This is a genomic window from Frigidibacter sp. SD6-1, from assembly GCF_030143255.1.
Classification (GTDB): Bacteria; Pseudomonadota; Alphaproteobacteria; order Rhodobacterales; family Rhodobacteraceae; genus TMP-24.
In genome coordinates this window covers 173301-199418 of record NZ_JARJNR010000007.1, presented here as the reverse complement: position 1 = coordinate 199418, position 26118 = coordinate 173301, and the positions used below count along the sequence as shown (strand labels likewise).

Sequence of the window (26118 nt, the reverse complement as noted above, 5' to 3'; positions counted from 1 at the left end):
GGCGCTATTGCTCTGCCACAACCGCCGCGTCTTGGCCGGCCACAAGAAGGGAAGTCCGATGTGAGAGCGTTTCATTGCCCCCTGGCGGCGCTGCTTTTCGCCACTACCATCGCGCTGCCGGCGCAGTCCGCGGACCTTCCCGACCCGGCCAAGGTGCATGCCGCGCAGGCGGGGCTATCGTCCTATCATGACGTGCTGTCGGATATGTCTTGCGACGCGCCGACCATCGCCGCCCACAGGCTGATGTGCGAGGATGACGCGCTTTGGCAGATGGGGCTTCTGGACAGTTGGGCCTGGGTCTATGCCGTCGAAAATGCGACCGGGACCGAGACCGACCATTCCGACCCGCCGCTTGATGATTCCTTTATCGAGGCGCGCGATGCCTGCGCCGACAAGGCCTGCCTTGTGGACCTGCTGATCGCCCATACGAATGACAGCCTCGGTGGCACATCGCCCTACGAGGCCGATTGATCAGGCGCGCCAGGTGATCCGGCCGCCCGCGACGGTCAGCGCCACGTCGAGGCTGGCGATCTCTTCGGCCGGGGTGTTTTCGATATCGCCTGTCAGCACCACGACATCGGCCGCCATGCCGGGGCGGAGCGTCCCCACCAGCCCCTCGCGATGCGCCGCCCAGGCGCCGCCCGCTGTATAGGCGTAGAGCGTCTCCGCAAGGCTGACGCGCTGGTCGGTGGCGCCGGGGGCGGCATAGGGGCGGCGGCACATCTGCGCGCCGATCCCGCGGATGACATTGATATCGGTCACCGGCCAGTCGGAGGCAAAGGCCAATGGCGCACCCGCCTCTGCCAGCGTGCGGCAGAGATAGGCATCCTTCAGCCGGTCGAGGCCGACCGTGTGGATCGTCGGTTCCAGCGCGAAATCCATCGCGCCCGGCGCATGGACCGGCTGGACCGAGGCGGTGATACCGAGCGCGCCGAGACGCGGAATGTCGGCGGGGTCGATCAGTTCGATATGTTCGATCCGATGGCGGCTGTCGCGGTGGCCGTTGGCCCTCTGCGCCGCCTCATAGCCGTCGATCGTCGTGCGCACCGCGCCGTCGCCGATGGCATGGACGGCGATCTGCAGGCCGCGCCGGTCGATCTCGGTCGCGATCTCATTGAAGCGGGGGCCGGGGAACAGCGGCTCGCCCCGTTGGCCTGGATGGCCGGGATAGTCGTTCAGCATATAGGCAGTGCGGCTGTCGACGACGCCATCCATGAACATCTTCACGAAGCCCGAGGTCAGCCAATCGTCATTGAAGGCCCGCGTCATGTGGTCGGCCCGGTCAAGCTCCGACAGATCCATGTGCGGCTTGAAATGGAAGGGCACCTTGACCCGCGCGGTCAGCCCGCCTTCCTTCTGAAGACTTCTCAGAAGTTCCAGTGAATAGAGATTGCCATCCATGTTCACCATCGATGTGATGCCATGGCGCGCCGCATGGGCAAGGCCAGCCGCCGCCGCGCGCCGGTCGATGGCCATTTCGGCGTCAGCGGGCCAAGGCGAAGGTTCGGCGCCGGTCGCAATGCCAAGGCCGATCCGCGCCTCGCCGTTATAGGCGACGATGGGCGCGAAAGCCTCGAATTCCAGCAGCTCGCCGGTAGCGAGGCCGTCAGCCCCCATCACCACCTCATGCCCCGGCGGAGTCTTGAGACCGCCAAGGATGCCCGCCGCCTTCAATGCGGCGGTGTTGGCCCAGACGGTGTGATGGTCATGCGCCATGATCGCGATCGGCCGATCGGCGATCATCCGGTCCAGGTCATGTCGGCTCATCGGATGGTCGAGAAGCGCATAATGCCCGCCCTGCGCCATCAGGAGCGGCCGGTCGGGATGCTTTTCGGCGAAGACGCGGAAGGCCCGGGTCAGCGCCTCTTCGCCCTCGATCCCGGTCAGATGCAGATGCGACAGTTCCGCCCCGCCGAAGATCAGATGCAGATGGCTTTCGACGAAACCGGGCAGTAGCGTCGCGCCCTTGCAGTCGATCACGTCCGTCCCCGGTCCGGCCATCGGTTCGATCACCGACGGCGCGCCGAGGGCGAGGATGCGTTCGCCAGCCAGCGCTATGGCGCCCGCGCGCGGGTGGGCGGCGTCCATCGTCAGGATGCGGGCGTTCGTAAGGATCAGATGGGGCGTCATGGCGGAACCCGGAAATTGATCAAATGTCCGCTGCGACGCTTGCAGAAAAGCGGCCGCTCATCAAGCCCGGGCGGGCTTTCTTCGCTGCGATATCTCAGCGAGGAGGCCTGAGAGGGCCGACGAGCGGCCCGTCCTTCAAAGTGCGTCGAGAAGCGCCCGTGTCGGCCAGGCGTCGGCGGGCAGGCCGAGCCGTTCCTGTTCGGTCTGAACGGCCTCGCGGGTCTTTTCGCCGAGGATGCCGTCGATCTTGCCCACGTCATGGCCGCGCGCGGCGAGCTTCTCCTGCAGGCGCTTCATCTCGTCCGGGCCCAGACCCTTCTCGGGGCTGCCCGCGTCCATCACCGGCGCGCCTTCCAGCCGGGTGGCGAAATAGGCCGCCGTCGTCACATAGATGAAGCTCTTGTTCCATTCGAAATAGATGCGGAAATTCGGGTAGGCCATGAAGGCCGGGCCCTTGCGACCCATCGGCAAGAGGACCGATCCCTGAAGCCCGCGCGCAAGAGCGCCATTGCGCGCCGTGACGCCCATCGCCGCCCAGTCCGACGTGGGCAATTCATGATTGAGCCCGGTCTTCGACCAGTCGAGACCCGCAGGCACGACCACCTCCTGCAGCCAGGGTTCGCCCGCGCGCCAGCCGAGACCTTTGAGCATCTTCGCCGCCGACATCAGCGCATCGGGCGAGGAGCCTTTCATGTCGACGTGGCCATCGCCGTCGCCGTCGATACCATTGCGCAGAATGTCATCCGGCAGCATCTGTACCTGCCCGATCTCGCCCGCCCAGGCGCCTTTGGTCTGCGCCGGATCGAAATCGCCGCGCCCGTAGAGTTCCAGCGCGGCGAAGACCTGCGGGCGGAACAGTTCGGGCCTGCGGCAATCATGCGCCAGCGTCATCAGCGCGTTCAGCGTATTGTAATCGCCCTGCACCTGCCCGAAATCGGTCTCGAGCCCCCAGAAGGCCAGAAGCACGCCGCGCGAGACGCCATATTCGCGTTCGATCCGGTCGAAGGTCGCGGCATATGTCTCGGCCCGGCTCTTGCCGGTGACGAGGCGGTTCTTCGAGATCAACGACTGCGAGAATTCGAGGAAGGTCTTGCGGAAGACGCCCTGGCTACGGTCGGCGCCCAGCACCTTCTTGTCGATGCGGGCGCCCGCGAGGAAGCTCTTCACCCGGGCCGGATCATGTCCGCGCGCGATCGCCTCGTCGCGTATGCCAGCGACAAAACTGTCGAAGGAGCCGCCGCACTGGGCCTGGGCGGCCAAGGGCATCGAACAGAGCGTCGCCGCAAGGGCAGTGGCAAGCTTGGAGGGGCGCACGGATAGATCCTTCGGTCAACAGGCGGGCGCAGCCTAGCGGCACTATCCCGCGCGTCAACCAGAAGGCCGGTCCTCCCGACCGGCGCCGAAAGTGCGACAATTTCTACACAATTCTTCAACAATGCGGCATGAGGTGCCCTATCCTCTTCACATTGCTTACAGATTTCCCAGTTAACTAGGGATGAAGGCCGCCCGGGCGCAGACTTGCCTGCGTGTGTAGGTGCGGAGGGGAAGATGTCGGATTTTCTGTCGCGTGAAATCAGGGCCGAGATGGAGGCCGCCCGCAAGCAGGCGCTGAAGAAGCGCACGCGGATGACGATCACCGCGGGAGATGAGACTTATCCGGTTCTCAGGATGCTGCCGGACGGGTTCACGCTCGATGCCGCGGAGGTGGATCATCTGCGCGGCATCGTCGATGTCTACGACGGGGCGCGGCATCGCTGGCAATGCCTGATCATTGCGTCCGAGATTGTCGATGGCGAACTGATCTGCACGATGAAGTGGCATACGGCGGCCAGCGACCGTCCGGCGCTGGACTATGTGCGCGAGGATGACGCGCCAATGGGCTATCTGACCCGGCACTGACCGGCGGGGCTCGTCGAGCCCTGCGGGCACTCCTCGCGGGGAGGCCCCGACGCGTGCACGAAGTGCTCAAGGAGGGTGCCGGGCGGCGCCCGTCAGGGCCGGACCTCGACCTCGGTTCCGACCCGCGTGATGCGCCAGAGTTCCTCGATATCGGCATCGGCCAGCGCGATGCAGCCCGCCGTCCAGTCGCGGGTCAGGGTCGCCTTGCCGAAGAAGGCGTTCGGCTGGCCGTGGATCATGATATCGCCGCCCGGGTCGTAGCCGCCCGCCGCGGCGCGGGCGCGATCCTCGGCCTGCGGATAATCGAGGCCGAGCGATAGGTGAAAGCGGCTTTTGTCATTGCGCCGGTCGATCCGGAAACGTCCTTCCGGGGTCTTGCCGTCGCCCTGCCTTACCTTGTCACCCGTCGGCGCGAAACCGAGCGCGATCGGATAGGTCCGCAAGCGTTCGCCATCCCGAAAGACCGTCAGGCGCCGTGCCGCCTTTTCCACCAGGATCAGGTCCACCTGCCCGGTCAACGGCACCCGTTCGACCGGCGGGACGGGCGGCGGCCTGACGCCCGACCAGAGGCCGAGCGCGACCAGCGCCGCCAGAAGGGCGGCGAGCCAGATCATGAGCCGGACGAAGCGCCGGATGCCGCTCACTGCAGATCGGCGAAGGCCGTTTGCAGCCGCGCGACCGCTTCCTCGACCCGGGCGCGCGGCGTGGCGATGTTGAAGCGCAGGAAGCTTTCGCCGCCCGACCCGAAGGTGGCCCCGTGGTTCACCGCGATCCGCGCGTCCTTCTCGACGCGCGCTGTGAACTCCTCTGCTCCCATGCCGGTTCCGCTGCAATCCACCCAGGCAAGATAGGTGGCCTCAAGCCTCATCGAGGCAAGGCCCGGAATGGCGGCGATGCCCGCGTCGAAGATCTTCCGGTTGCCGTCGAGATAGGTCATCAGCTGATCGACCCAGGCGGCGCCTCCGGGGCTGTAGGCCGCTTCGGCCATATTCATCCCGAAGGAATTGGGCGAGATGCCCATGGCCATCATCCTTTTGCCGAAGGCCTTCCTCAGCGCCTCGTCGGGGATGATCACATTGCCCGAATGGCAGCCCGCGATGTTGAAGGTCTTGGTCGTCGCCGTCATCATCACCAGCCGGTCGATGATTTCCGGCGCGGCCTTGGCCATGACCGTATGCCTGCGGCCGGGATAGACCAGATCGTGGTGAATCTCGTCGGAAACGAGGATCAGGTCATGCCGCCTGCAGAAGTCGGCCACGCCTTTCAACTCCGCCTCTGTCCAGACCCGGCCGCCGGGATTGTGGGGCGAGCAGAGGATGAACATCGTCTCGCGCCCGGTCATCTGCGCATCCCAGGCGTCGAAATCCATCTCGTAGCGCCCGGCCCCGTTCTTCAGGCGGCACTCGACGACCTGTCGGTCCGAGGCTTTGATGACACGGGCGAAGGCATGATAGACCGGCGTCGTCAGCACCACGCCATCGCCGGGCTTGGTGAAGGCGTCGATGCACATCGATGTGCCGTTCACGAGGCCATGGGTGGTGAAGATCCACGACGGATCGACCGTCCAGCCGTGGCGTTCGCGCATCCACCAGCCGATCGCGTCCAGATAGGCGCGGTCATCGCCGAAATAGCCGTAAACCCCGTGCGCTGCCATCGCCTCGACCGCGCGCTGGACCGAGGCTGGCGGGGCGAAATCCATGTCGGCCACCCACATGGCGATCCCGTCCTCGGGGCTGACGCCATAGGCGGCCTGCATCATGTCCCATTTCACCGAATGGGTGCCGCGGCGGTCGATGATACGGTCGAAATCCATGGTCTCTCCGGTCTTTCGGGCGCGGGGTGCCTGTCCCGCACGGGTTTGTCCCGCCTTAGCCGAAAAGCCCGCGCCTGAGAACGGCGAAGTCCGGGGAATATTGTATTGGCGACAATCCCTGGTCCGACCGCGCGGCGCGCCATTGCGCAAACGGACGCTCTGGCCTAAATCCCGGGCCATGACCCTGCGCCCGATCCTCATCCACCCCGATCCTCGCCTGAAGAAGGCTTGCCCGCCCGTGACCGAGATCACGGACGATCTGATGCAGGCGGCCGAGGACATGCTGGAAACAATGTATGACGCCCCCGGCGTGGGCCTTGCCGCGCCGCAGGTCGGGCTTCTGGCGCGCATGTTCGTGATGGATTGCGTGAAGGACCCCGAGGCCGCGCCGCGCCCGATGGTGCTGATCAATCCCGCCGTCACCTGGACTTCGGCCGAGACGAACGTCTACGAGGAAGGCTGCCTGTCGATCCCCGAACAATATGCCGAGGTGACGCGTCCGGCGGAGGTGCGCGTGCGCTGGACAGGGCTTGATGGCAAGGAACAGGAAGAGCATTTCACCGGCCTCTGGGCGACCTGTGCCCAACACGAGATCGACCATCTCGATGGCAAGCTCTTCATCGATTATCTCTCGCCGCTCAAGCGCCAGCTCATCACCCGCAAGATGGAAAAGCTGAAACGCGACCGGGCGCGTGGTTAGGGTGCGCGGCTGATGGCGGTCCGCCCTTTCGTGCCCTATGGCGACAAACGGCTGCGCACCCCGGCCGAACCGGTCGGCGCCATCACCGAAACCGTCCGCATGATCTGGGACGACATGGTCGAGACGATGGAGGCAATGCCGGGCGTCGGCCTCGCCGCGCCGCAGATCGGCATCATGCTGCGGCTCGCGGTCGTCGACGCGTCGGAAAAGCGCGGTCAGGCGGTCAGGATGGCCAATCCCGAAGTGCTGCATGCCTCGATCCAGCTGAGGAAGCACGAGGAAGCGAGCCCCAACCTGCCCGGCGTTTCCGCCCATATCGACCGGCCGCGCGCAGTGACGGTGCGGTTCCTGAACGAGGCGGGCGAGATCGAGGACCGCGATTTCGTCGGGCTCTGGGCCACGAGCGTTCAGCATCAGATCGACCATCTGAACGGCAAGATGTACATCGACCACCTCTCGCCGCTGAGAAAGAAGATGCTGGTCGCCAAGGCCGACAAGCTGAGGCGGCAGGGATGAGTTTCTTGCGCAGCCGCGTGACGCCCCCCCACCCCCATCCCCTCCCCACAAGGGGGAGGGGAGCCGACAGGGCGATCGGGACCTGTGCCACAGTGCCGGCCCCGCGCCTCCCTCCCCCCTTGCGGGGGAGGGATGGGGAGGGGGGGCAGGTTCCCGACGGAGCAGTATCGCCATGCGGCTGATCTTCATGGGCACGCCGGATTTCTCGGTGCCGGCGCTGCGCGCGCTCGCTGCCCGGCACGAGATCGCCGCGGTCTACAGCCAGCCGCCCCGTCCCGCCGGACGCGGCAAGAAGGACAGGCCATCTGCGGTCCATCAGGCCGCCGAGGAGCTTGGCCTTGCCGTACGCCACCCGGTCAACTTCCGCGATCCGGCCGACATCGCGGCGCTTGCCGCCCTTCAGGCCGATGTCGCCGTTGTCGTGGCCTATGGCCTTCTGTTGCCGAAAGCGGTGCTCGAGGCGCCGCGCAAGGGATGCCTGAACATCCATGCCTCTCTCCTGCCGCGCTGGCGCGGCGCGGCGCCGATCCACCGGGCGGTGATGGCGGGCGACCCCGAGACCGGCATCTGCATCATGCAGATGGAGGAAGGGCTCGACACCGGGCCGGTTCTCTTGCGTCGCGCGACCCCGATCGGGGCGGACGAAACGACCGGCGACCTGCATGACCGGCTCGCGGAGATGGGCGCGGCGATGATCGTCGAGACGCTCGATAGGCTCGACGGTCTGAGCCCCGAAGCACAGCCCGAGGAAGGCGTCACCTACGCCCGCAAGATCGACAAGGCCGAGGCGCGCATCGACTGGACCCGGCCTGCGGCGGAGGTGGACCGCCAGATCCGCGGCCTGTCGCCCTTCCCCGGCGCCTGGTGCGATGTGGCGGGCGAGCGGGTGAAGCTTTTGCGTTCGCGCCTTGCGAGTGGCGCGGGCGCCCCCGGCGCGGTGCTGCGCGGCCTGACCATTGCCTGCGCCGAGGGCGCGGTCGAGGTCACGCTGGCGCAAAGGGAGGGCAAGCGCCCGATGGCGGCGGACGAACTGTTGCGCGGTCTGGTGCTGCCCGAGCGGATCGGCTGACCTTCACAACCGCGCGCACCGTTCCCATATTCCGGCCAGGAGGAGCCAACGCCATGATGCCCATCCTTGCCATGCTGATCGTCGGCACCGCCGCAGGGTTCATCGCCACCCGGCTGATGAAGGTCGAGGCCGACGTTGGCACGACCATCGCCATCGGCATCCTCGGCGCGCTGGCGGGCGGCCTCTTGATCCGGTTCCTTGCCGTCATCGCCGGATGGGCGGCGGGCTTCGTCGGCGCGATCCTCGGCGCCATGCTGCTCATCTGGCTCTGGCAGCGCTATTTCGGGTCCTGAGGCAGGGCGGCGGGGCGCAAAATCCTTCGTGAAGGATTTTGCCAAGAATTTTGGAAAATTCTTGGGCGCCCTCACTTCATCTCGACGATCGAATTGGCGCCGTCGACCACCAGCATCGCGCCATTGACGTAAGACGCCCCGGCGCTGGCGAGGAAGAGGCAGCAGGCGGCGACCTCGCCCGGGGTGCCGGGGCGGCCGGTCGGGCTGCGCCTGCCCGCCGCGATCTCGGCCTTGCTGGACGATCCGGTGGCGATCCAGCCCGGCAGCACCGCATTGCAGGTGATGCGGTGCCGGGCGTTTTCCAGCGCGACGCCGCGCGTCAGGCCGCACATCGCGGCCTTGGCGGCGCCGTAGCCCGCCGCCTTTTCGATGGCGACAACCGGACCCGTGACCGAGGCGACATTCACGATACGGCCATAGCCCGCCGCCTGCATGGCTGGCAGGGTGGCGCGGATCATGTGGAAGGCGGTCGTGACATTGAGGTCGAGATCGCGGCGCCAATCCTCATCGCCGGTCGCCTCGATCCGCCGCAGCCGGTGGGTGCGGCCGGTCTGGACCATGCCCGCATTGTTGACGAGGATCGCGGGCGGGCCGAGCCTTTCGGTGACCTCGGCCACGAGGCGGTTCGCGGCTCCGGCATCGGTCAGGTCGGCAATGAAGCCCGCGTGACCGGGGCCAAGTTCGGCCGCGCGGTCGAAGATCCTTTCCGTGGTCGCTGTGACAGCGACCCTTGCGCCCGCTTCGGCCAGCGCGCGCGCCACCGCGAAACCGATCCCCTCTTCGCTGCCCGCGCCGGTGACGATGGCGATCCTGTCCCGAAATCCGTTCATCCTGCCTCCGGACTGGAAGCGAGGGGTTTTGCACCCCTCGCGCTCCCCGCAGGATATTTGGACCAGAGTGAAAGCAAAGGGGCCTGTTCGACATTTGTCGCGGGTGACGCGGCGGCGGCGCGCGCGGAATCCCGCGTGAAGGGCTGCTTTGGCCTTCCTGCCCGGGCGTTCGACCAATATAAGGTCCCGGCCTGCGCGCGGTCACCGAGTCGCGGGCCATTGACTTATTGGGGTAGCGGAAAAGATCATGGCAGGATTTCTAGGCGGGCTGTTTTCGTCGGACATGGCGATCGACCTCGGGACCGCGAACACGCTCGTCTATGTGAAGGGCAAGGGGATCATCCTCAACGAACCTTCGGTCGTGGCCTATCATATCAAGGGCGGCAAGAAGCAGGTTCTGGCGGTCGGTGAGGATGCCAAGCTCATGCTCGGCCGCACGCCCGGCACGATCGAGGCGATCCGCCCGATGCGCGAGGGCGTCATCGCCGATTTCGAGGCCGCCGAAGAGATGATCAAGCATTTCATCCGCAAGGTGATGCGCACGAGCTGGCCGAAGCCCAAAGTTATCGTCTGCGTGCCGCATGGCGCGACGCCGGTCGAGAAGCGCGCGATCCGCAATTCGGTCATCCAGGCGGGGGCGCGGCGCGCAGGTCTGATCGCCGAGCCGATCGCGGCGGCCATCGGCGCGGGCATGCCGATCACCGAACCCACGGGCAACATGGTCGTCGATATCGGCGGCGGTACCACTGAAGTCGCGGTCCTGTCGTTGGGCGACATCGTCTATGCACGCTCGGTCCGTGTCGGTGGCGACCGGATGGACGAGGCGATCATTTCCTACCTGCGCCGCCAGCAGAACCTCCTGATCGGCGAATCGACGGCCGAGCGGATCAAGACCTCGATCGGCACGGCGCGGATGCCCGACGACGGGCGCGGTGCCTCTATGCATGTGCGCGGGCGCGACCTTCTGAACGGCGTGCCGAAGGAGATCGAGATCAACCAGGCGCAGGTGGCCGAGGCTTTGGCGGAACCGGTGCAGCAGATCTGCGAGGCGGTGATGACGGCGCTCGAGACGACGCCGCCGGACCTGGCGGCCGACATCGTCGACCGGGGCGTGATGCTGACGGGGGGCGGGGCGCTGCTGGGCGAGCTGGATCTGGCGCTGCGCGAACAGACGGGGCTTTCGATTTCCATCGCCGACCAGTCGCTGAATTGTGTTGCCCTCGGCACCGGCAAGGCGCTTGAATATGAAAAGCAGCTGAAGCACGTCATCGACTACGACAGCTGATACTCCGCGCCCGCTGACAGCCGCCTGAGGGGCCGACCGTGGCAAGAGAACGCATGAGCGATCTGGACTATCGCGGCCCGGTCCGGCGGGTGATGATCGCGATTCTTGTCCTCGTGCTTGGCGCGACGTTCCTTCTGTGGCGGATCGACAGCCCGCGGGTCGAACGGATGCGCAATGCGCTGATCGACCGTATCGTGCCGTCGATGGACTGGGCAATGGCGCCGGTGACGAAAGTCGCGGGCATGATCGACAGTTTCCAGTCCTACGCCCGCATCTACGAGCAGAACCAGGAGCTGAGGCGCGAATTGCAGCAGATGCGCGCCTGGAAGGAGGCGGCGGTTCAGCTGGAGCAGCAGAACGCCAAGCTCCTGGCGCAGAACCAGGTGCGGCTCGATCCGAAACTCACCTCGGTGTCGGGCGTGGTGATGGCCGACAGCGGGTCGCCCTTCCGCCAGTCGGTGCTTCTGAACGTCGGCGCCCGCGACGGGATCGTCGACGGCTGGGCGGCGATGGACGGGCTGGGTCTGGTGGGGCGGATTTCCGGTGTCGCGGAAAATACGTCGCGCCTGCTTCTCTTGACCGATGCCTCCAGCCGCATTCCGGTGACCATCCAGCCCTCGGGCCAGAAGGCGATGCTGGTGGGAGACAATTCAGCGGCACCGCCATTGGATTTCATCGAGGCGCCGGAACAGGTGCGGCCCGACGACCGGGTGATTTCGTCGGGCGACGGCGGGGTCTTTCCGGCGGGCATCCTTGTGGGCACGGTGGTCAAGACCACCGACAACCGGTTCCGGGTGCGGCTGGCGGCCGATTACGACCGGCTGGATTTCGTGCGTGTGCTGCGCAGCCATCCGGCCGAGCAGATCAACGAGGCGGGCGTCCTGATCCCGCCGCCCGCGCCGGTCGCGCCGTCGCTGTCCTTTCCCGATCCGGCGGCGCTGACGCCCGCCGCGGGGGAGGCGGGCGATGGTTGATCCGCGCACGGCAAAGCTCTGGGGGTTCCGGGCGCTTTTCCTCGCGCTCGCGGTGTTGATCCTGTTCTTCCGGCTTCTGCCCCTGTCGGCCCTGCCGCAGGATTGGCCACTGCCGCAGCGAATCGTCGACGTCATGCCCGGCTGGCTTTACCCGCACGACTGGCCGGGCACCGACATGCTGCTGGCGTTGACACTTGTCTGGGTGCAGCGGCGGCCCGATTTCGTGCCCGCGCCGCTGATTGCCGCGGCCTTCCTTCTGGACGATCTTCTGTCGGGGCGGCCACCGGGCCTCTGGACCCTGATCGTCGTCGTCGGCACCGAATTCCTGCGATCGCGCGAGGCGCGCAGTCGCGATCTGCCCTTCGTCGGTGAATGGCTGATGGCGGGGGCGGTGATCGCCGCAATGGTGCTGGCCAATCGGTTGGTGCTGACGATCTTCATGGTGCCGCAGGTCGGGTTTGGCCCGGTCCTCGTTCACATGGGCGCAACGATCCTGCTTTATTCGCTGCTCGCCGGATTGATGCAGCTGACCTTCGGCCTGCACCGCGCCGCGCCGGGCGAAGTGGATAGCTGGGGGAACCGGATATGAGGCGGGCCCAGCACCTTGTCGTCGAAGCCTCGCGGCAGATGACGCGGCGCGGTTTCCTGCTTGGATCGCTGCAAGGTGCCTTCATCGGTGCGCTGGCCTGGCGGATGCGGCAGCTGCAGATCGAGCAGGCGGGCGAGTTTCAGCTTCTGGCCGACGAGAACCGCATCAAGATCCGGCTGATCCCGCCCGCACGCGGCCTCATTCAGGATCGCAAGGGCGTGCTTCTGGCCGGGAACGAGCAGAATTACCGCATCACCATCATCCGCGAGGATACCGAGGATGTGCCGGGTGCCCTGGCCGACCTGTCGCGGCTCATCGCGCTGTCGGACGAGGATATCGCCAAGCTGATCGCCGAGATCGAGAAACGCAGCCCGACCTTGCCGATCACCATCGCCGACCGGCTGACCTGGGAGGAGTTCTCGCGCGTCGCCGTCAATGCGCCCGCGCTGCCCGGCGTCTCGACCGAGGTCGGCCTGTCGCGCATCTATCCGCACCGGGGCGATTTCGCCCATGTGCTGGGCTATGTCGGGCCGGTCAGCGATTATGATCTGTCGAAGATGGAAAACCCCGATCCGATCCTGCAGATCCCGAAATTCCAGATCGGCAAGCTTGGCATCGAGGCAAAGCTTGAGGAGGTGCTGCGCGGCAGCGCGGGCGTCAAGCGGGTGGAAGTGAACGTCCGCGGCCGCGAGATGCGCGAGATCGACCGGCGCGAAGGCGATGCGGGCGCCAATGTCGTGCTGACGCTCGATGCACGGCTGCAGAATTTCCTCATCGCGCGGCTCGGGGCCGAAAGTGCCGCAGCGGTCGCGATTGACCTTGAGGCTGGCGACATCCTTGCCATTGGCTCTGCGCCCACCTTCGATCCGAACCTTTTCGTGCGCGGTATATCAAGCGCGGACTATGCGCTTCTGACCGAAAACGATCACCGGCCGCTGGCCGACAAGACGGTTCAGGGCGCCTATCCGCCCGGATCGACCTTCAAGATGGTCACGGCGCTTGCCGCGCTCGAGGCGGGCGTGGTCAGCCCGGGCGAGACGGTCTATTGCCCCGGTTTCACCCAGCTCGGCGACCGCAAGTTCCATTGCTGGCGGCGCGGCGGGCATGGGCATGTGGATATGGAGCGCAGTCTCGAACAGTCCTGCGACGTCTATTACTACGAGATCGCCCAGCGCGTCGGCATCGACAGGATCGCCGAGATGGCGCGGCGGCTGGGGATCGGGGTGAAGCATGATCTGCCGATGTCGGCGGTGTCCGAAGGGGTCGCGCCGGACAAGCTGTGGAAACAGACGCGATACGGCAAGGATTGGATCATCGGCGATACCCTGAATAGTGCGATCGGCCAGGGCTATGTGCTTGCCTCTCCGCTGCAACTTGCTGTCATGGCCGGGCGTCTGGCAACCGGCAAGGCGCTTTCGCCCCGGCTGATCAAGGCGCTCGACGATGTCCCCCTGCCCAAACCGGAGGCTCCGCCCCTCGGCATTCCCGAGGCGCATCTCGCCGCAGTCCGGGGCGGCATGCATGCGGTGATGAACGGCAATCGCGGCACGGCTTCGGCCAGCCGCACGGTCGACGCGTCGGTGGTGATGGCGGGCAAGACGGGCACCAGCCAGGTCCGCAACATCTCGGCCGCCGAACGCGCCGCCGGCGTGACCCGGAACGAGGACCTGCCATGGGAACGCCGCGACCATGCGCTTTTCGTCTGCTACGCCCCCTATGATGCGCCGCGCGTTGCGGTCTCGGTCGTGGTCGAGCATGGCGGCGGCGGCTCCGCCGTCGCGGCGCCACTGGCGCGCGACATCCTTCTCTACGCGCTCTTTGACGGGCTGCCGCCTCTGGACGTCTACCCATCCGCCCAACGCGAAAAGATGCGGGAACTGCTCGAAAAGATGCCGCTGGCCGACCCCTCGACCTTCACGACCGGAGGCATTTCGCGGGCATGAGCTATCTTGACTACAGTCTCGCCACCTCGCCCGCCGGATGGCGCAAGATCCTGCATGTGCACTGGCCGCTGGTCTTCCTGATCGGCGCGGTCAGTTCGATCGGGTTCCTGATGCTCTATTCCGTCGCGGGCGGCGATCTGGGCACCTGGGCGGAACCGCAGATGAAGCGCTTCGCTGTCGGCCTGATCGTGATGTTCGTGATCGGCTTTACGCCCATAAAGGTCTGGAAGGGCCTGTCTGTCGTCGGCTATGTCGGCACCGTCCTGTTGCTCGTCGCGGTAGAGCTTTTCGGCTCGATGGGCATGGGCGCCCAGCGCTGGCTGGAGCTTGGTCCGATCCGGCTGCAGCCGTCGGAGCTGATGAAGATCACCCTCGTGATGATGCTTGCCGCCTATTACGACTGGCTCGACCCGCAGAAGGTCTCGCGCCCCTTGTGGGTCCTGATCCCGGTCCTGCTGATCCTGATACCGGCGGCACTCGTCCTCAAGCAGCCGAACCTCGGCACCACGCTTCTGCTGCTTGCGGGCGGCGGCGCGGTGATGCTCGTGGCTGGCGTCAGCCTTTGGTATTTCGGCGCCGTGATCGGCACGGCGATCGGTCTGGTATCCGCGGTCTTCGAAAGCCGGGGCACCAGCTGGCAACTGATCAAGGATTACCAGTTCCGCCGGATCGACACGTTCCTCGACCCCTCCGCCGACCCGCTTGGCGCGGGATACAACATCATGCAGGCCAAGATCGCACTCGGCTCGGGCGGCTGGAGCGGCAAGGGCTTCATGCAAGGCACCCAGTCGCAGCTGAATTTCCTGCCAGAGAAGCACACCGATTTCATCTTCAACACGCTGGCCGAGGAATTCGGCTTCGTCGGCGGCATCTCGCTTCTGGCGCTTTATGTGCTGATCATCGGCTTCTGCTTCCTGTCGGCCTTTTCCAACCGTGACCGCTACGGCGCGCTTGTCACCTACGGGATCGCCACCGCCTTCTTCCTTCTGATCGCGGTCAATATGGGGATGGTGATGGGGATGTTACCGGTTGTCGGCGTGCCCTTGCCGCTCGTCTCGAACGGCGGGACGGCGATGATCATCCTTCTGATGGGCTTTGGCCTCGTGCAAAGCGCCCATATCCACAGGCCGAGGTAGAAATGCTGAATATCCATGTCTCTGCCGGACCCGAGAACTGGGCCGAGTACCGCGAACCGCTGGCGGCGGCGCTGGCGCGCGCTGGCATCGCGGCGCGGCTGTCGGACGAGGCGCCCGATCCGTCGGCGGTCGATTACATCGTCTATGCGCCCGCGAGCGGCCTGCGCGACTTTTCCCCCTACACCCGGGCGAAGGCGGTGCTCAGCCTCTGGGCGGGGGTCGAGAAGATCGTGCCCAACCCGACGCTGACGATGCCGCTGGCCCGGATGGTCAACAACGAACTGACCGAGGGCATGGTCGAATATGTGGTCGGCCATGTCCTGCGCCATCACCTCGGAATGGATGCCCATATCCACGGCCAGGATGGCGTCTGGCGCAACCACATCCTGCCGTCGCTCGCCCGCGAACGCCCCGTGGCGATGCTGGGTCTGGGGGAGCTTGGCGCGGCTTCTGCCCGGGCGCTCGCCGCTCTGAACTTCCCGGTGATGGGCTGGAGCCGGAACCCCAAGGAGATCGCCGGGATCGACTGCCATTCCGGCGAGGCGGGGCTGGATCATGTCCTGTCGACGGCAGCGATCGCCGTCCTGCTTCTGCCGCTTACGGCGGGGACGACTAACCTGATGAACGCACGGCGGCTGGCCCTGATGCCGAAAGGCGCGGTGATCATCAACCCCGGGCGCGGGCCGCTGATCGACGATGAGGCGCTTCTTGCGGCGCTCGACAGGGGTCAGATCGGCCATGCGACGCTCGATGTCTTCCGGACCGAACCTTTGCCGGCCGTTCATCCCTACTGGGCGCATCCGCGCGTGACGGTCACGCCCCATATCGCCGCCGACACGAGGGTTCCGTCAGCTTGCGAAAAGCTTGTCGAAAACATCCGGCGCGGCGAGGCGGGCGAGCCTTTCCTCAATCTCGTCGACATGGCGCGCGGCTACTGACGCGGGACCGATGTTTTCAAAAACATCGGCACGGAGCCTTTGAAAGGCTCCGGACCGGATTTCTTGCAGAAATCCGGCGCGCTCAACGCAGGCGCGGCGGACGATCCGGGTCTGATCCGGGCGCTGAGGGCTCGGACATCGGTGCCGGTGCCACCGGACGCGTCAGGATGACCGGCGCCGCGAAACGAGCAAGCCCAAGCGCCGCGCACTCCTCCGAGGACAGGAACAGCACATCCGCCTCTTCCGGTCCGAGGGTCAGGGCCAAAGCCTCGGCAGCGGCCTTGGCAAGCGGGCCTTCCGCCCCCGGCGCTGCGCCTTCGATCACCAACGCCATCGCCACGCGGCTGTCTGCATGCCGAACGGTCACCAGCCAACCGCCTTCGGCGAGCACGCCAAGACCGGACAGCGCGGCCGAAAGCGCCTCTGCCGCTTCGGGCCGGGCAGGCGCAGCCCATCCGACGGGGCGCGCGGCGCCTGCCACTGGCTCTGCCGCAAGAAGCTCGGCAAGCCAGTCGACCGCCACGGCGGCCATCAGGAAGGCTGTTTCCTCAGACCCAAGGTTCAGCCCGACGCCGATCCCCTGTCCGGCAAGCAGCCCGACGATTACCCGACCCGGCAGGGCGGCATAGGGAACCGGGCCGTCGGCGAAAGCGGCCAACCGCTCCTCGCTGTCAAAGGCAAGGATGAACTTGCCCTCGTCGAGGTCGACCACGGTCGGCGCCAGATCGTCGCCCTCCGGCTCCCTGTCTAGGAGAAGGCAGAGTTCCGCCGCCGCGAGCCTGTGATAATAGGTGCGCCGTGCCGCCTCGTCCTCGGGGCGGGCGATCATCTCGCGGTGGGCGCGGTCAAGCGCGCTCGACTCAGCCATCGGCCAGAACCTCCGCCACGGCGGCCCGGGCGCGCGGCAGAAGCTCGGCGCCGAACCAGGGATTGCGTTTCAGCCAGCCGCTATTGCGCCAGGACGGATGGGGCAAGGGGAAAAGCCGTGGCACATGGTCGCGCCAGCGCGCGACCGTGGCTGTCACACCGCCCGCGACCGCCTGCGGTCCGAGATGCCAGCGCTGGGCATGGCCGCCGATCAGGAAGGTAAGCCGCACCTGCGTCAGGTCGGCCATAAGCGGTGCCCGCCATGTTCTGGCGCAGATCGGTGGCGGCGGCAGGTCGGCGCCCTTCGCGTCATATCCGGGAAAGCAGAAGGCCATCGGCAGGAAGGCCACGCGCGACCGGTCCCAGAACGTCGCCTCGTCCAGCCCCAGCCAGTCGCGCAGCCGCGCGCCCGACGGATCGTCGAACGGCTTGCCAGAGGCATGGACCCGCGCCCCGGGCGCCTGCCCGGCGATCAGGATGCGCGCGCTCCGCGACAGCCAGACGACCGGGCGCGGCACATGCGCCGTCGCGGTCGCCGCGAACCGATCGACGCAGAGCCTGCAGGTCGGTATCTCTTCGGTCACGGAACGGGCGGCGGTCATGGCCGCAGGCTAGCGAAGCGGTCACATACCGGCAACCAGAGGGCCGGTCACATTCGCTTCAGCCCTCGACCAGCAGGTCCATCCCCAGATCGCCAAGGCGCCTCATCGTCTTGACCCGGAAATCCTCGCGCCCTGCGTTCAGGCTCTGACGTTGCAAATACCAGTGGAGATAGGCGTCGAAATCCGGCGGCTCGCCTTCCAGATCGGCAAGCGCCTTCGCCTCGCCGTCGCGCCAGACCGAGGCGAACGGGTGGTGGAAGTCGATCCCCGCGAAGAGGAGCGCGCGCTTGCGGAAGAAGAGCGCCTCGAACGCGACCGCGCTGTTCTCGGTCGCGACAAAATCGCAGCGAGCGAGCATCTCAGGGGCAGAGCGGTGGTCGACCGTGAGCTTACCGTGCCGCGCCGTCAGTGCCGCAAGCGCGGCCCGCTCCTCCTCCGTCACATCATGCCTGGGGTGAAGTGTCGCCACGATCTTGCGGCCGGGAAACCGGACAAGCAGCCAGTCAAGCATCTCGACGGGCGACATCGCCTGAAACGGCCGCCGGTCAAGAAGCCGCGCCTGCAGAGGTACAAAGATCACACCGCCCCGCACCACGCTCTCTGTCGCCGAACCATAGAGGCGGCGGCGCCAGAAGGCGGCGAACCTTTCCGCCTCTTGCCGGTGGCGCGGATCTGGGTCGAAGGCCGCCTGAGCCACCGACCAGTCCCAGCGCCGGTCGGTCCGGTCGATCTGCCAGAAGGGCGCGACATAGGCGAGGCGGAAGACCAGCGAGCGCGGGCCTTCGGGCGGTTCCATCTCGAACATCGACCAGCCAGGCAGCGCGCCGGTGGCGATCCGTTCGGCGTAATTCGTCTCGCGGTATTCGGTTTCGTAGCCACATTCGCGCAGCACATCCGTCAGCCGGTTGAGGAAATTGTGACGCCCGGCGCGGGCGGCGTCGAGGATCTGGGGACCAAGATGGATGCGGACGGAACGTGCAGCTGTCATGGGCGGAACACTACCCATGCGACACCGCGCACGGCAAGCCGCAGAACCACCGCTTGCCCTGCCGGTTTCCATGACCCATATCTGGCGAAACGGAGCCCAGGACGGACCTTTGGCATGAGCGACGAGAAATTCCCCGGCTGGCATGGGACCACGATCCTGGCCGTGCGACGGGGCGGCGAGGTTGTGGTGGCGGGTGACGGGCAGGTCAGCCTCGGCCAGACGGTGATCAAGGGCTCCGCGCGCAAGGTCAGGCGGCTGTCGCCGGGCGGGCATGAGGTGGTGGCGGGTTTTGCCGGATCGACGGCGGACGCCTTTACCCTGCTGGAGCGTTTGGAGAAAAAGCTTGAGGCCGCGCCCGGCCAATTGTCGCGCGCCTGCGTGGAACTCGCCAAGGATTGGCGCATGGACAAGTATCTGCGCAATCTGGAGGCCATGCTGATCGTGACCGACGGCAAGGCCTTGTTCGTGCTGACTGGGGCGGGCGACGTTCTGGAACCCGAACATGACGTGGCCGCCATCGGTTCGGGCGGCAACTTCGCGCTGGCGGCGGCGCGCGGGCTGATGGCCAGCGACCTTTCGGCGGAAGAGGTCGCGCGCCGGGCGATGGCGATCGCCGCCGACATCTGCGTCTATACGAACGGCAATCTCACGGTGGAGCGTATCAGTGGCTGACGAGGCAAACACCATCGCCGCATCCGACCTTCGGGCGGCGGTCCAGGCGGGCCTGATGAGCGAGGCGCAGGCGGCGGGCCTTTCGGCGCTGGCCGCGACGCGGCAGGGCAAACGCGCGACGATGCCCGCCGAGGACGAGCCTTTCGAATTCTTCAAGGGCTTTTCCGAGATTTTCGTCTCGCTCGGCCTGATCATCCTTCTGTCGGGCATCTCGCTGTTGCTCGCCTGGTTCGGCGGCTTCGCGATGATGGTCGCGCTGCCTGCGATCTCTGCCGCCATCGCCTGGTGGTGGGCCACCTATTTCACGCTGGAACGGCGGATGAACCTGCCGTCGATGGTGCTGGCGGTTGCCTACGGGACCGGCGTCTACCTGATGGTGCTGACGCTTCTTGCAAGCGGCGATCTCGCCGACCGGGGGGCGTTCGTCGTGGCCAATATCGCGGCGATGGCGGCGATGGCCATCTGGTACTGGCGTTTCAAGCTGCCCTTTTCGATGTTCATCCTCGGCGGCTTCGGCCTTCTGGCGCTTTACGGGCTGACCGCCTCGGTCGAGGCGATCTTCGACATGCGGGGCGGGATGGCGAACGGCATCTTCGACCTGCGCGAAAGCCCGCGCTTCTCGCTTGCCACGCTCGGCTTCGGGATCGCTGCCTTTATTGCGGGCATGTGGTTCGACACGCGCGACCCGCACCGGCTTGGCCGCCATGCAGCGACCGCCTTCTGGCTGCACCTTCTGGCCGCGCCCGCGCTGGTCAATACGGTCGCGCTGACCCTGATGAATATCGGCGGCACGGCCGGGATGGCTGCGACGGGCGCTGCGCTGGCACTTATCGCGGCGCTCGCGCTCGTCATCGACCGCCGGTCGTTTCTGACTGCGGGGATCGTCTATGTGGCACTCGTCATTTCCTGGATCGTGCGGAACGGCGCCGACGATGCCGGGCCCGGCCACTGGGCCTTCATCCTCTTGATCCTGGGGTTCTTCATCACCGCGCTCGGCACCTGGTGGGTGCCCTTGCGCGGCGCCCTGATGCGCGCGCTGCCGGACTTCCCCGGCAAGTCCAGCCTTCCCCCATATACGGCCTGATCCATGACCAACCTGACCCCGCGCGAGATCGTCTCGGAGCTTGACCGCTTCATCATCGGCCAGTCGGATGCCAAGCGCGCCGTCGCGGTCGCGCTCAGAAACCGCTGGCGACGCAAGCAGCTGCCGGACGACCTGCGCGAAGAGGTCTATCCGAAGAACATCCTGATGATCGGGCCAACGGGCGTCGGCAAGACCGAGATTTCGCGGCGTCTGGCGAAGCTTGCCCGCGCGCCCTTCCTTAAGGTCGAGGCAACGAAATTCACCGAGGTGGGCTATGTCGGGCGCGATGTCGACCAGATCATCCGCGACCTGATGGACACGGCGATCGCGGAAACCCGCGAGCGGATGCGCGAGGAGGTGAAGGCCCGTGCCCACAAGGCGGCCGAGGACCGGGTGGTCGAGGCGGTCGCCGGGGCGGATGCGCGCGAACAGACGCGCGAGATGTTCCGCGCCAAGCTGAAGAAGGGCGAGCTGGACAAGACCTTGATCGAGCTGGACGTTGCCGATACCTCCAGCCCCTTCCCCGCGATGGAAATGCCCGGCCAGCCCGGGATGGGCATGATGAACCTGGGCGATATATTCGGAAAGGCCTTCGGCGGGCGGCGGATCAGGCGCAAGATGACGGTCGCGGAAAGCTACGATCTGCTGATCGCGGAAGAGGCCGACAAGCTTCTGGATGACGAGGCGGTGAAGGCCGCGGCGCTGGAGGCGGTGCAGGAAAACGGGATCGTGTTTCTGGACGAGATCGACAAGGTCTGCGCCCGGGCCGAGACGCGCGGCGCGGATGTCAGCCGCGAAGGGGTGCAGCGCGATCTTCTGCCCTTGATCGAAGGCACGACGGTTTCGACCAAATACGGGCCGGTGAAGACCGACCATATTCTCTTCATCGCCTCGGGCGCCTTCCATATCGCCAAGCCATCGGACCTGCTGCCCGAACTGCAGGGCCGCCTGCCGATCCGGGTGGAACTCAGGCCGCTGACCGAGGCGGATTTCGTGCGCATCCTGACCGAGACCGACAATGCGCTGACCCGGCAATATGCGGCGCTGATGGAGACGGAGGGGGTCGGCGTGACCTTCACGCCCGAGGGGATCGCCGCGCTGGCGGGCATTGCGGCGGAGGTGAACCGCTCTGTCGAGAATATCGGCGCGCGGCGGCTTTACACCGTGATGGAGCGGGTGTTCGAGGAACTTTCCTTCCATGCCCCCGACCGGTCGGGGCAGGCGGTGACGGTGGATGCGGCTTTCGTCGAGACGAACCTGGGCGATCTGGCGCGGTCTGCCGACCTCAGCCGCTATGTGCTCTGACAGGCCCTCATCGTCGCACTTCGTGCGCTCTTCGGGCCTGCCGACGAGACGCGAAGCGTACGAGGAGGCGCCCGGCCTGATCCCGCGCCGCGCGATCCTCGCGCTGTCGGTCGCCTCGCTTGCCGCCTGCGCGGCGCGCGGCGCGATCAAGATCGTGCCCGAAGCCAGGGGTCTTGGCGCGAGCGAGCAGGTCTTCATCGGCACGACACGCGGCTTCGATCAGGAAGAGGCGGAGCCCTTCGGCAGGGGGCGCACCGCCACCCTGCGCTTCGTCCGGGTCGACGTGTCGATCCCGCCGGGCCACCGGCCGGGAGAGATCGACTGGCCCGCGAAAAAGCACAAGGCCGATCCAGAGACGGAGTTCGTGGCGACAGCACAGGAAATCTATGACGGACCCGGCGCGTTCCGGGCCGATCTGGTGCGGGCCTTGCGCACCAGGAGGGATGCGGTCATCTTCATTCACGGTTTCAACAACACGTTCGCCGAAGGTACCTACCGTCTGGCGCAACTTGGCCATGATCTGCAGATCGGGGCCGTGCTCGTCCATTATTCCTGGCCCTCGCGCGCCAGCCCGCTTGGCTATGTCTATGATCGCGACAGCGCGCTTTTCGCTCGTGATGGGCTGGAAGAGCTGATCGGTCAGGTCCGTGCGGCGGGCGCGCGGCGCGTGACGATCATCGCCCATTCGATCGGCTGCATGGTGGCGATGGAAACGCTGCGGCAGATGGCGATTGGCGGCAAGCGCGGCCTGATCGCCGGTATCGACGGCGTGGTGCTGATGTCTCCCGACATCGATATCGACGTCTTCCATGAACAGGCGCGCCGGATCGGGCGGCTGCCGCAGCCCTTCCTGATCTTCACTTCGAAGAAAGACAAGGCGCTGGCGCTTTCCGCCCGGCTGACCGGGCAGCGTGACCGGGTGGGCAACCTCAGGGACCCGTCGGAGCTGGCCGATCTGGAGGTGACGCTGATCGACACCACCGCCTTCTCGACCGGCGGCGGGCATTTCAATGTCGGCAATTCACCCGCGCTTCTGTCGATCCTTGGCCGGATCGGCGACGTGGATTCCGCATTCGCCTCGGATCGGACGGGCAGGCCCGGGCTTCTGGGGGGTGTCGTCCTCAGCTTGCAGAGCGCCACACAGATCATCCTGTCGCCAGTGACGGCGATCGCCGACCAGTGATCAGCGGCCGCGCTTGAGATAGACGTAGTAGGCGCCCTGCCCGCCGTGGCGCAGGCTCGCGGGCGCAACCTGCAGCACATGCGAGCCGATGGGCGGCAGCATCAGCCAGTGCGGCACCTGATGGCGCAGGGCGCCGATCCGGTCGGGGACAGGCCCGTGGCTGTCCTTCGCCTTGCCCTTGCCGGTGATGACGAGGAGAAGCCGCAGACCCGCCGCCTGCGAGGTCAGCACGAAATGGACAAGTTCGGCATGCGCCTCGGACAGGGTCATGCCATGCAGGTCAAGCCGCGCCTCTGGCGCGAGCTTGCCGCGCGCCATGCGGCCAAAGGTCTTGTGATCCATGCGCAAGGGTTCGGCCTTCAGCCTTTCGTGCGGTGCGGGCGAAAGGTTGTGCGTGGCGGCGCGCGGCAAGGCCCGTTCGCCGAGTACGAAGGGCGCAAGGTCGGGTGCCCGGTGCGGCGGTGCCTTCGGCGCCACCTTCGGATGCGGCGCCGGATCATGCGGCACCGGCCGCTCGGGCCTGAGTGCGCGCGCCGAGGCGGCGATACGGTTCCAGAGCTCGCGCTCCTCCGGGCTCAGATGGCGGCGGCGGCTCATGCCCTGCCCGCCCTGGGGACAAGCAGCGTCAGCCGCCCTGTGCATTTCAGGGCACCGGCCGCGTCGCCAGCCGCCCCGCCGGTGCCGAAGAATATATCGCCCCGCCCCGCGCCCCGGATCGCCCCGCCGGTATCCTGCGCGATCATGAGCCGCGCTGCGCCCTGCCATTCGACCCAGACCGGCGCGCCGAGGGGGATGTGGTCGGGGTCGACGGCGAGCGAGCGCAGCGGCGTGACCGGGCAACCGGCGGTTCCGATGGGGCCGAGCGCGGGGTCGAGGTCGAGCGGACGGAAGAAGACGAAGGAGCGGTTCACGCGCAGAAGATCCGGCAGGTCTGCGGGGTTGGCTGCCGCCCAGGCCCGGATCGCGGCGACCGAGGCGTCGCTTTCCGCCAAGGCGCCGCGCCGGATCAGTTCCTTGCCGATCGAGGAATAGGGCTGGCCATTCTTTCCGGCATAGCCGAAGCGTCGCACCGACCCGTCGGACAGCCGCACCCGGACCGAGCCTTGTACCTGCGCGAGGAACGCCTCAAGGGCGCTGTCGAGCCAGACCAGCTCTTGCCCCGCCAGCAGATCGCCCACCTCGATTGCGGCACGGTCGTGCCACGGGCGACCCGGGTCCAGATCGGGCGGCAGGGAATAGAGCGGAAAACGGAACCTGCCTTGCGGGCGGTCCGACCCTTGCAGTTCGGGCTCGTAATAGCCGGTCAGAAGGCCCTCGGCCGACACGTCGATGTCGAAGGCTTCCTGAAAGAAGGCGCGCGCCGGACGGCCATCGGGGCGGGGCCAATGGCCAGGCAGAATGGAAATGCTTGCCGCATAGGCAGCCAGCGCGGCCTCATGGTCGTCGTTCGACCAGCCCTGCAGGCCCGCGACACCCGGCGCCGCGCTCATTCCCCGGTGGCGACGAGCTGCCAGTTCGGATCATTCGCGCCCATGCGACGCGCGAAGGTCCAGACGTCCTTTTGCTTGCGCGCATGTTTGGGGTCGCCCTCGACCACCTCGCCCGCGCTGTCGCGGGTCGAGGAAATGAGTTCCGCGACGAAGCGCACTGTCACTTCCGCCTCATTCCCGGCACGGTCGAATGCGGCAGACTGCACGGAAAGCTCGCGGATACCGAGGAATTCGCTGGATACCGTCAGGCGCTTCGCTTTCCGGTCCTCGACCACAGCGGCAAAGCTTGCGGCGACTTCGGGGGACAGGAAGGGGCGGATCCTGTCGATATCGCCGTTCGCGAAGGCGCCGAGAATCATCTCGTAGGCGCCGCGCGCGCCCTGAAGGAAGGTGCCAACGGAAAAGTCCGGCTCGACATTCTTCATCGCCTGAAGCGCGGCGGCGCTGTCGCTGCCCTCGGGCACATGATCGGTGATATCGCGGTCGGGGCCGCCCTCGATCACGTCGAAGCCGCGCCGTTCTCGCCGCGCCGGATTGGGCAGCGCATCCGGTTGAGAACGACCCTCGAACCCGTCCCGGGTGCCGAGAACGCTGCGCAGCTTGAGGATCAGAAAGATCGCCACACCGGCAAGAACGAGAAGCTGGATGATCGAATTGTTCATGGGCTTTCCTTCGCCCGTAGACCGGACGGGGTTGGTAACATCTTGCTTCCTACTTATGTATGTGAGCGGTCAGGCCAAGTCCACCTTGGGCCGGATACGAGGAAATATGTGGCTTTTTGCGCTTTTCGTCGCGGTCCCGATCATCGAGATCGCGCTGTTCATCCAGGTTGGCGGGCTGATCGGGCTCTGGCCGACACTCGCACTGGTGCTTCTGACGGCCATCAGCGGATCATGGCTGGTGCGCGAGCAGGGGCTTGGCGCGCTTGCGGACCTGCAACGCTCGATGAGCGAGCTGCGTGACCCTACCGAACCTTTCGCGCATGGTCTGATGATCCTGTTCGCCGGGCTCCTGCTGCTGACCCCCGGTTTCTTCACCGACATGATCGGCATCGCCCTGCTGATCCGCCCGGTGCGCGCCGCCATTCTGGCGCGTGTCGCCAGCCGGATGCAGATACTGAATGTTGCGCGCCCGCAGCCCCGTGACGCGTTTTCGGACCGGCCGGGGTCGCGCCCGGATGTGGTCGACGGCGACTTCTACGAAATTCCCCCAGACAGTCCCGGCATTCCGCCTTCGGGCTGGACGCGGCATTGAGGCTTCGCCTGCAAGCTGATAGAGCGGCCAAAACAGTTTCAAGGAGACAGCCATGTCCGATCTCGGCAACGGCGCCGCGCCGCAGGATCCCCAGCAGCCGAAACTTCAGGTCCTCGGCCAGTTCATTCGCGACCTTTCGTTCGAGAATGTGGTGGCGCAGAAGGGGATTTCGTCCAGCGACGTCCAGCCCGACATTCAGGTCCAGGTCAGCCTCGACGGCCGTGCGCGCAGCGTGGCGCACCAGTTCGAGGTCTATGTGAAGATCAAGGCGACCTCGACCAACAAGGCCGATCAGGCGCCGCTCTTCATCCTCGAGATCGATTATGGCGGGATTTTCCAGGTCGAGGGCGTGCCGGACGAACAGATGCATCCGTTCCTGATGATCGAATGCCCGCGGATGCTGTTCCCCTTCATCCGCCGCATCATCTCGGACGTGACGCGCGACGGCGGCTTCCCGCCGCTCAATCTCGACCAGATCGATTTCCTGGCGCTTTACCGGCAAGAGGCCCAGCGCCGCGCGGCGCAGCAGACGGCCGAAACCCCGACCCTGTCCTGATC

General features: G+C 66.4%; 29 protein-coding genes. 18 read left to right on the top strand and 11 right to left on the bottom strand.

Annotated features, from left to right (window positions below; all coding sequences use genetic code 11):
• Positions 1-60 precede the first annotated feature (60 nt).
• A complete protein-coding gene (locus P0645_RS14500) occupies positions 61-471 on the top strand; it encodes a hypothetical protein (RefSeq protein ID WP_284165298.1) in 411 nt (136 codons plus the stop codon).
• On the opposite strand, the gene P0645_RS14495 is transcribed toward P0645_RS14500, so the two are convergent.
• Together P0645_RS14495 and P0645_RS14490 are read right to left on the bottom strand one after the other, a co-directional pair.
• Positions 472-2130 carry an amidohydrolase gene (locus P0645_RS14495; protein ID WP_284165297.1) on the bottom strand — a complete coding sequence of 553 codons (1659 nt, stop codon included), beginning with the start codon at positions 2128-2130 and terminating at the stop codon, positions 472-474.
• 135 nt (positions 2131-2265) lie between these two features.
• Entirely contained in the window at positions 2266-3444 is a 1179-nt protein-coding gene (locus tag P0645_RS14490; RefSeq protein ID WP_502855062.1) for a lytic murein transglycosylase, read from the bottom strand.
• Positions 3445-3678: 234 nt separating this feature from the next.
• Here P0645_RS14490 and P0645_RS14485 point away from each other — a divergent pair, with 234 nt between their 5' ends.
• The gene (locus P0645_RS14485) at positions 3679-4029 is read left to right on the top strand and encodes a hypothetical protein (RefSeq protein WP_284165296.1); all 351 of its coding nucleotides are present in this window, start codon (positions 3679-3681) and stop codon (positions 4027-4029) included.
• Positions 4030-4121: 92 nt separating this feature from the next.
• Here the strand turns inward: P0645_RS14485 and P0645_RS14480 are convergent, their stop codons facing one another.
• On the bottom strand, positions 4122-4673 hold the full coding sequence (locus P0645_RS14480) for a L,D-transpeptidase family protein (RefSeq protein ID WP_349775085.1): 552 nt from the start codon (positions 4671-4673) through the stop codon (positions 4122-4124).
• Positions 4670-5842, bottom strand: a complete 1173-nt coding sequence (locus P0645_RS14475) for a MalY/PatB family protein (RefSeq protein ID WP_284165295.1) — start codon at positions 5840-5842, stop codon at positions 4670-4672. The genes P0645_RS14480 and P0645_RS14475 overlap by 4 nt, the downstream gene beginning before the upstream one ends.
• Before the next feature lie 178 nt (positions 5843-6020).
• On the opposite strand from P0645_RS14475, the gene def (P0645_RS14470) reads away from it, so the two are divergent.
• From def (P0645_RS14470) to P0645_RS14455, 4 genes are all read left to right on the top strand, one after another.
• On the top strand, positions 6021-6542 hold the full coding sequence (def, locus tag P0645_RS14470; protein WP_284165294.1) for a peptide deformylase: 522 nt from the start codon (positions 6021-6023) through the stop codon (positions 6540-6542).
• Positions 6543-6554: 12 nt separating this feature from the next.
• Positions 6555-7058 (top strand): peptide deformylase, encoded by a 504-nt coding sequence (gene def / locus P0645_RS14465; protein ID WP_284165293.1) that lies wholly within the window; start codon positions 6555-6557, stop codon positions 7056-7058.
• A gap of 172 nt (positions 7059-7230) precedes the next feature.
• Positions 7231-8127 carry a methionyl-tRNA formyltransferase gene (fmt, locus tag P0645_RS14460; RefSeq protein WP_284165292.1) on the top strand — a complete coding sequence of 299 codons (897 nt, stop codon included), beginning with the start codon at positions 7231-7233 and terminating at the stop codon, positions 8125-8127.
• A 56-nt stretch (positions 8128-8183) separates the two neighbouring features.
• Complete coding sequence (locus P0645_RS14455; protein WP_284165393.1) at positions 8184-8420, top strand: GlsB/YeaQ/YmgE family stress response membrane protein; 237 nt, start codon at positions 8184-8186, stop codon at positions 8418-8420.
• 71 nt (positions 8421-8491) lie between these two features.
• On the opposite strand, the gene P0645_RS14450 is transcribed toward P0645_RS14455, so the two are convergent.
• Positions 8492-9250 carry an SDR family NAD(P)-dependent oxidoreductase gene (locus P0645_RS14450; protein ID WP_284165291.1) on the bottom strand — a complete coding sequence of 253 codons (759 nt, stop codon included), beginning with the start codon at positions 9248-9250 and terminating at the stop codon, positions 8492-8494.
• 247 nt (positions 9251-9497) lie between these two features.
• Here P0645_RS14450 and P0645_RS14445 point away from each other — a divergent pair, with 247 nt between their 5' ends.
• Genes P0645_RS14445 through P0645_RS14420 form a run of 6 tightly spaced genes read left to right on the top strand, consistent with a single transcriptional unit; the run spans position 9498 to position 16115 of the window.
• A complete protein-coding gene (locus tag P0645_RS14445; RefSeq protein WP_284165290.1) occupies positions 9498-10535 on the top strand; it encodes a rod shape-determining protein in 1038 nt (345 codons plus the stop codon).
• Between the two features lie 38 nt (positions 10536-10573).
• Complete coding sequence (mreC, locus tag P0645_RS14440) at positions 10574-11509, top strand: rod shape-determining protein MreC (RefSeq protein WP_284165289.1); 936 nt, start codon at positions 10574-10576, stop codon at positions 11507-11509.
• Complete coding sequence (locus P0645_RS14435) at positions 11502-12098, top strand: rod shape-determining protein MreD (RefSeq protein WP_284165288.1); 597 nt, start codon at positions 11502-11504, stop codon at positions 12096-12098. The genes mreC and P0645_RS14435 overlap by 8 nt, the downstream gene beginning before the upstream one ends.
• Complete coding sequence (gene mrdA, locus P0645_RS14430; protein WP_284165287.1) at positions 12095-14041, top strand: penicillin-binding protein 2; 1947 nt, start codon at positions 12095-12097, stop codon at positions 14039-14041. The genes P0645_RS14435 and mrdA overlap by 4 nt, the downstream gene beginning before the upstream one ends.
• A complete protein-coding gene (gene rodA / locus P0645_RS14425; RefSeq protein WP_284165286.1) occupies positions 14038-15177 on the top strand; it encodes a rod shape-determining protein RodA in 1140 nt (379 codons plus the stop codon). The genes mrdA and rodA overlap by 4 nt, the downstream gene beginning before the upstream one ends.
• Before the next feature lie 2 nt (positions 15178-15179).
• On the top strand, positions 15180-16115 hold the full coding sequence (locus P0645_RS14420; RefSeq protein ID WP_284165285.1) for a 2-hydroxyacid dehydrogenase: 936 nt from the start codon (positions 15180-15182) through the stop codon (positions 16113-16115).
• A gap of 82 nt (positions 16116-16197) precedes the next feature.
• Here P0645_RS14420 and P0645_RS14415 read toward each other — a convergent pair whose 3' ends face one another.
• Genes P0645_RS14415 through P0645_RS14405 form a run of 3 tightly spaced genes read right to left on the bottom strand, consistent with a single transcriptional unit; the run spans position 16198 to position 18572 of the window.
• A complete protein-coding gene (locus P0645_RS14415; RefSeq protein WP_284165284.1) occupies positions 16198-16983 on the bottom strand; it encodes an SseB family protein in 786 nt (261 codons plus the stop codon).
• Complete coding sequence (locus P0645_RS14410) at positions 16976-17584, bottom strand: uracil-DNA glycosylase family protein (RefSeq protein ID WP_284165283.1); 609 nt, start codon at positions 17582-17584, stop codon at positions 16976-16978. The genes P0645_RS14415 and P0645_RS14410 overlap by 8 nt, the downstream gene beginning before the upstream one ends.
• A gap of 58 nt (positions 17585-17642) precedes the next feature.
• Positions 17643-18572 carry a hypothetical protein gene (locus P0645_RS14405; protein WP_284165282.1) on the bottom strand — a complete coding sequence of 310 codons (930 nt, stop codon included), beginning with the start codon at positions 18570-18572 and terminating at the stop codon, positions 17643-17645.
• A gap of 114 nt (positions 18573-18686) precedes the next feature.
• On the opposite strand from P0645_RS14405, the gene hslV reads away from it, so the two are divergent.
• From hslV to P0645_RS14385, 4 genes are read left to right on the top strand one after another with little or no spacing between them, the layout of a single operon-like run.
• Entirely contained in the window at positions 18687-19244 is a 558-nt protein-coding gene (hslV, locus tag P0645_RS14400) for an ATP-dependent protease subunit HslV (protein WP_284165281.1), read from the top strand.
• Positions 19237-20328: a hypothetical protein gene (locus P0645_RS14395; protein WP_284165280.1), complete on the top strand. Its 1092-nt coding sequence runs from the start codon at positions 19237-19239 to the stop codon at positions 20326-20328. The genes hslV and P0645_RS14395 overlap by 8 nt, the downstream gene beginning before the upstream one ends.
• Positions 20329-20331: 3 nt before the next feature.
• Positions 20332-21633, top strand: a complete 1302-nt coding sequence (gene hslU, locus P0645_RS14390; RefSeq protein ID WP_284165279.1) for an ATP-dependent protease ATPase subunit HslU — start codon at positions 20332-20334, stop codon at positions 21631-21633.
• Positions 21634-21655: 22 nt separating this feature from the next.
• Positions 21656-22816 carry an alpha/beta hydrolase gene (locus P0645_RS14385; protein ID WP_284165278.1) on the top strand — a complete coding sequence of 387 codons (1161 nt, stop codon included), beginning with the start codon at positions 21656-21658 and terminating at the stop codon, positions 22814-22816.
• Here P0645_RS14385 and P0645_RS14380 read toward each other — a convergent pair whose 3' ends face one another.
• From P0645_RS14380 to P0645_RS14370, 3 genes are read right to left on the bottom strand one after another with little or no spacing between them, the layout of a single operon-like run.
• On the bottom strand, positions 22817-23413 hold the full coding sequence (locus P0645_RS14380; protein ID WP_284165277.1) for a Smr/MutS family protein: 597 nt from the start codon (positions 23411-23413) through the stop codon (positions 22817-22819). It lies immediately after the preceding gene.
• Entirely contained in the window at positions 23410-24306 is an 897-nt protein-coding gene (locus tag P0645_RS14375; protein WP_284165276.1) for an MltA domain-containing protein, read from the bottom strand. Before P0645_RS14375 ends, P0645_RS14380 begins: the two co-directional genes overlap by 4 nt.
• A complete protein-coding gene (locus tag P0645_RS14370) occupies positions 24303-24968 on the bottom strand; it encodes a Tim44/TimA family putative adaptor protein (RefSeq protein WP_284165275.1) in 666 nt (221 codons plus the stop codon). Before P0645_RS14370 ends, P0645_RS14375 begins: the two co-directional genes overlap by 4 nt.
• A 106-nt stretch (positions 24969-25074) precedes the next feature.
• Here P0645_RS14370 and P0645_RS14365 point away from each other — a divergent pair, with 106 nt between their 5' ends.
• Both P0645_RS14365 and secB read left to right on the top strand, forming a co-directional pair.
• Positions 25075-25560 (top strand): FxsA family protein, encoded by a 486-nt coding sequence (locus P0645_RS14365; protein ID WP_284165274.1) that lies wholly within the window; start codon positions 25075-25077, stop codon positions 25558-25560.
• Positions 25561-25612: 52 nt separating this feature from the next.
• Positions 25613-26116 (top strand): protein-export chaperone SecB, encoded by a 504-nt coding sequence (secB, locus tag P0645_RS14360; protein ID WP_284165273.1) that lies wholly within the window; start codon positions 25613-25615, stop codon positions 26114-26116.
• Positions 26117-26118 lie beyond the last annotated feature (2 nt).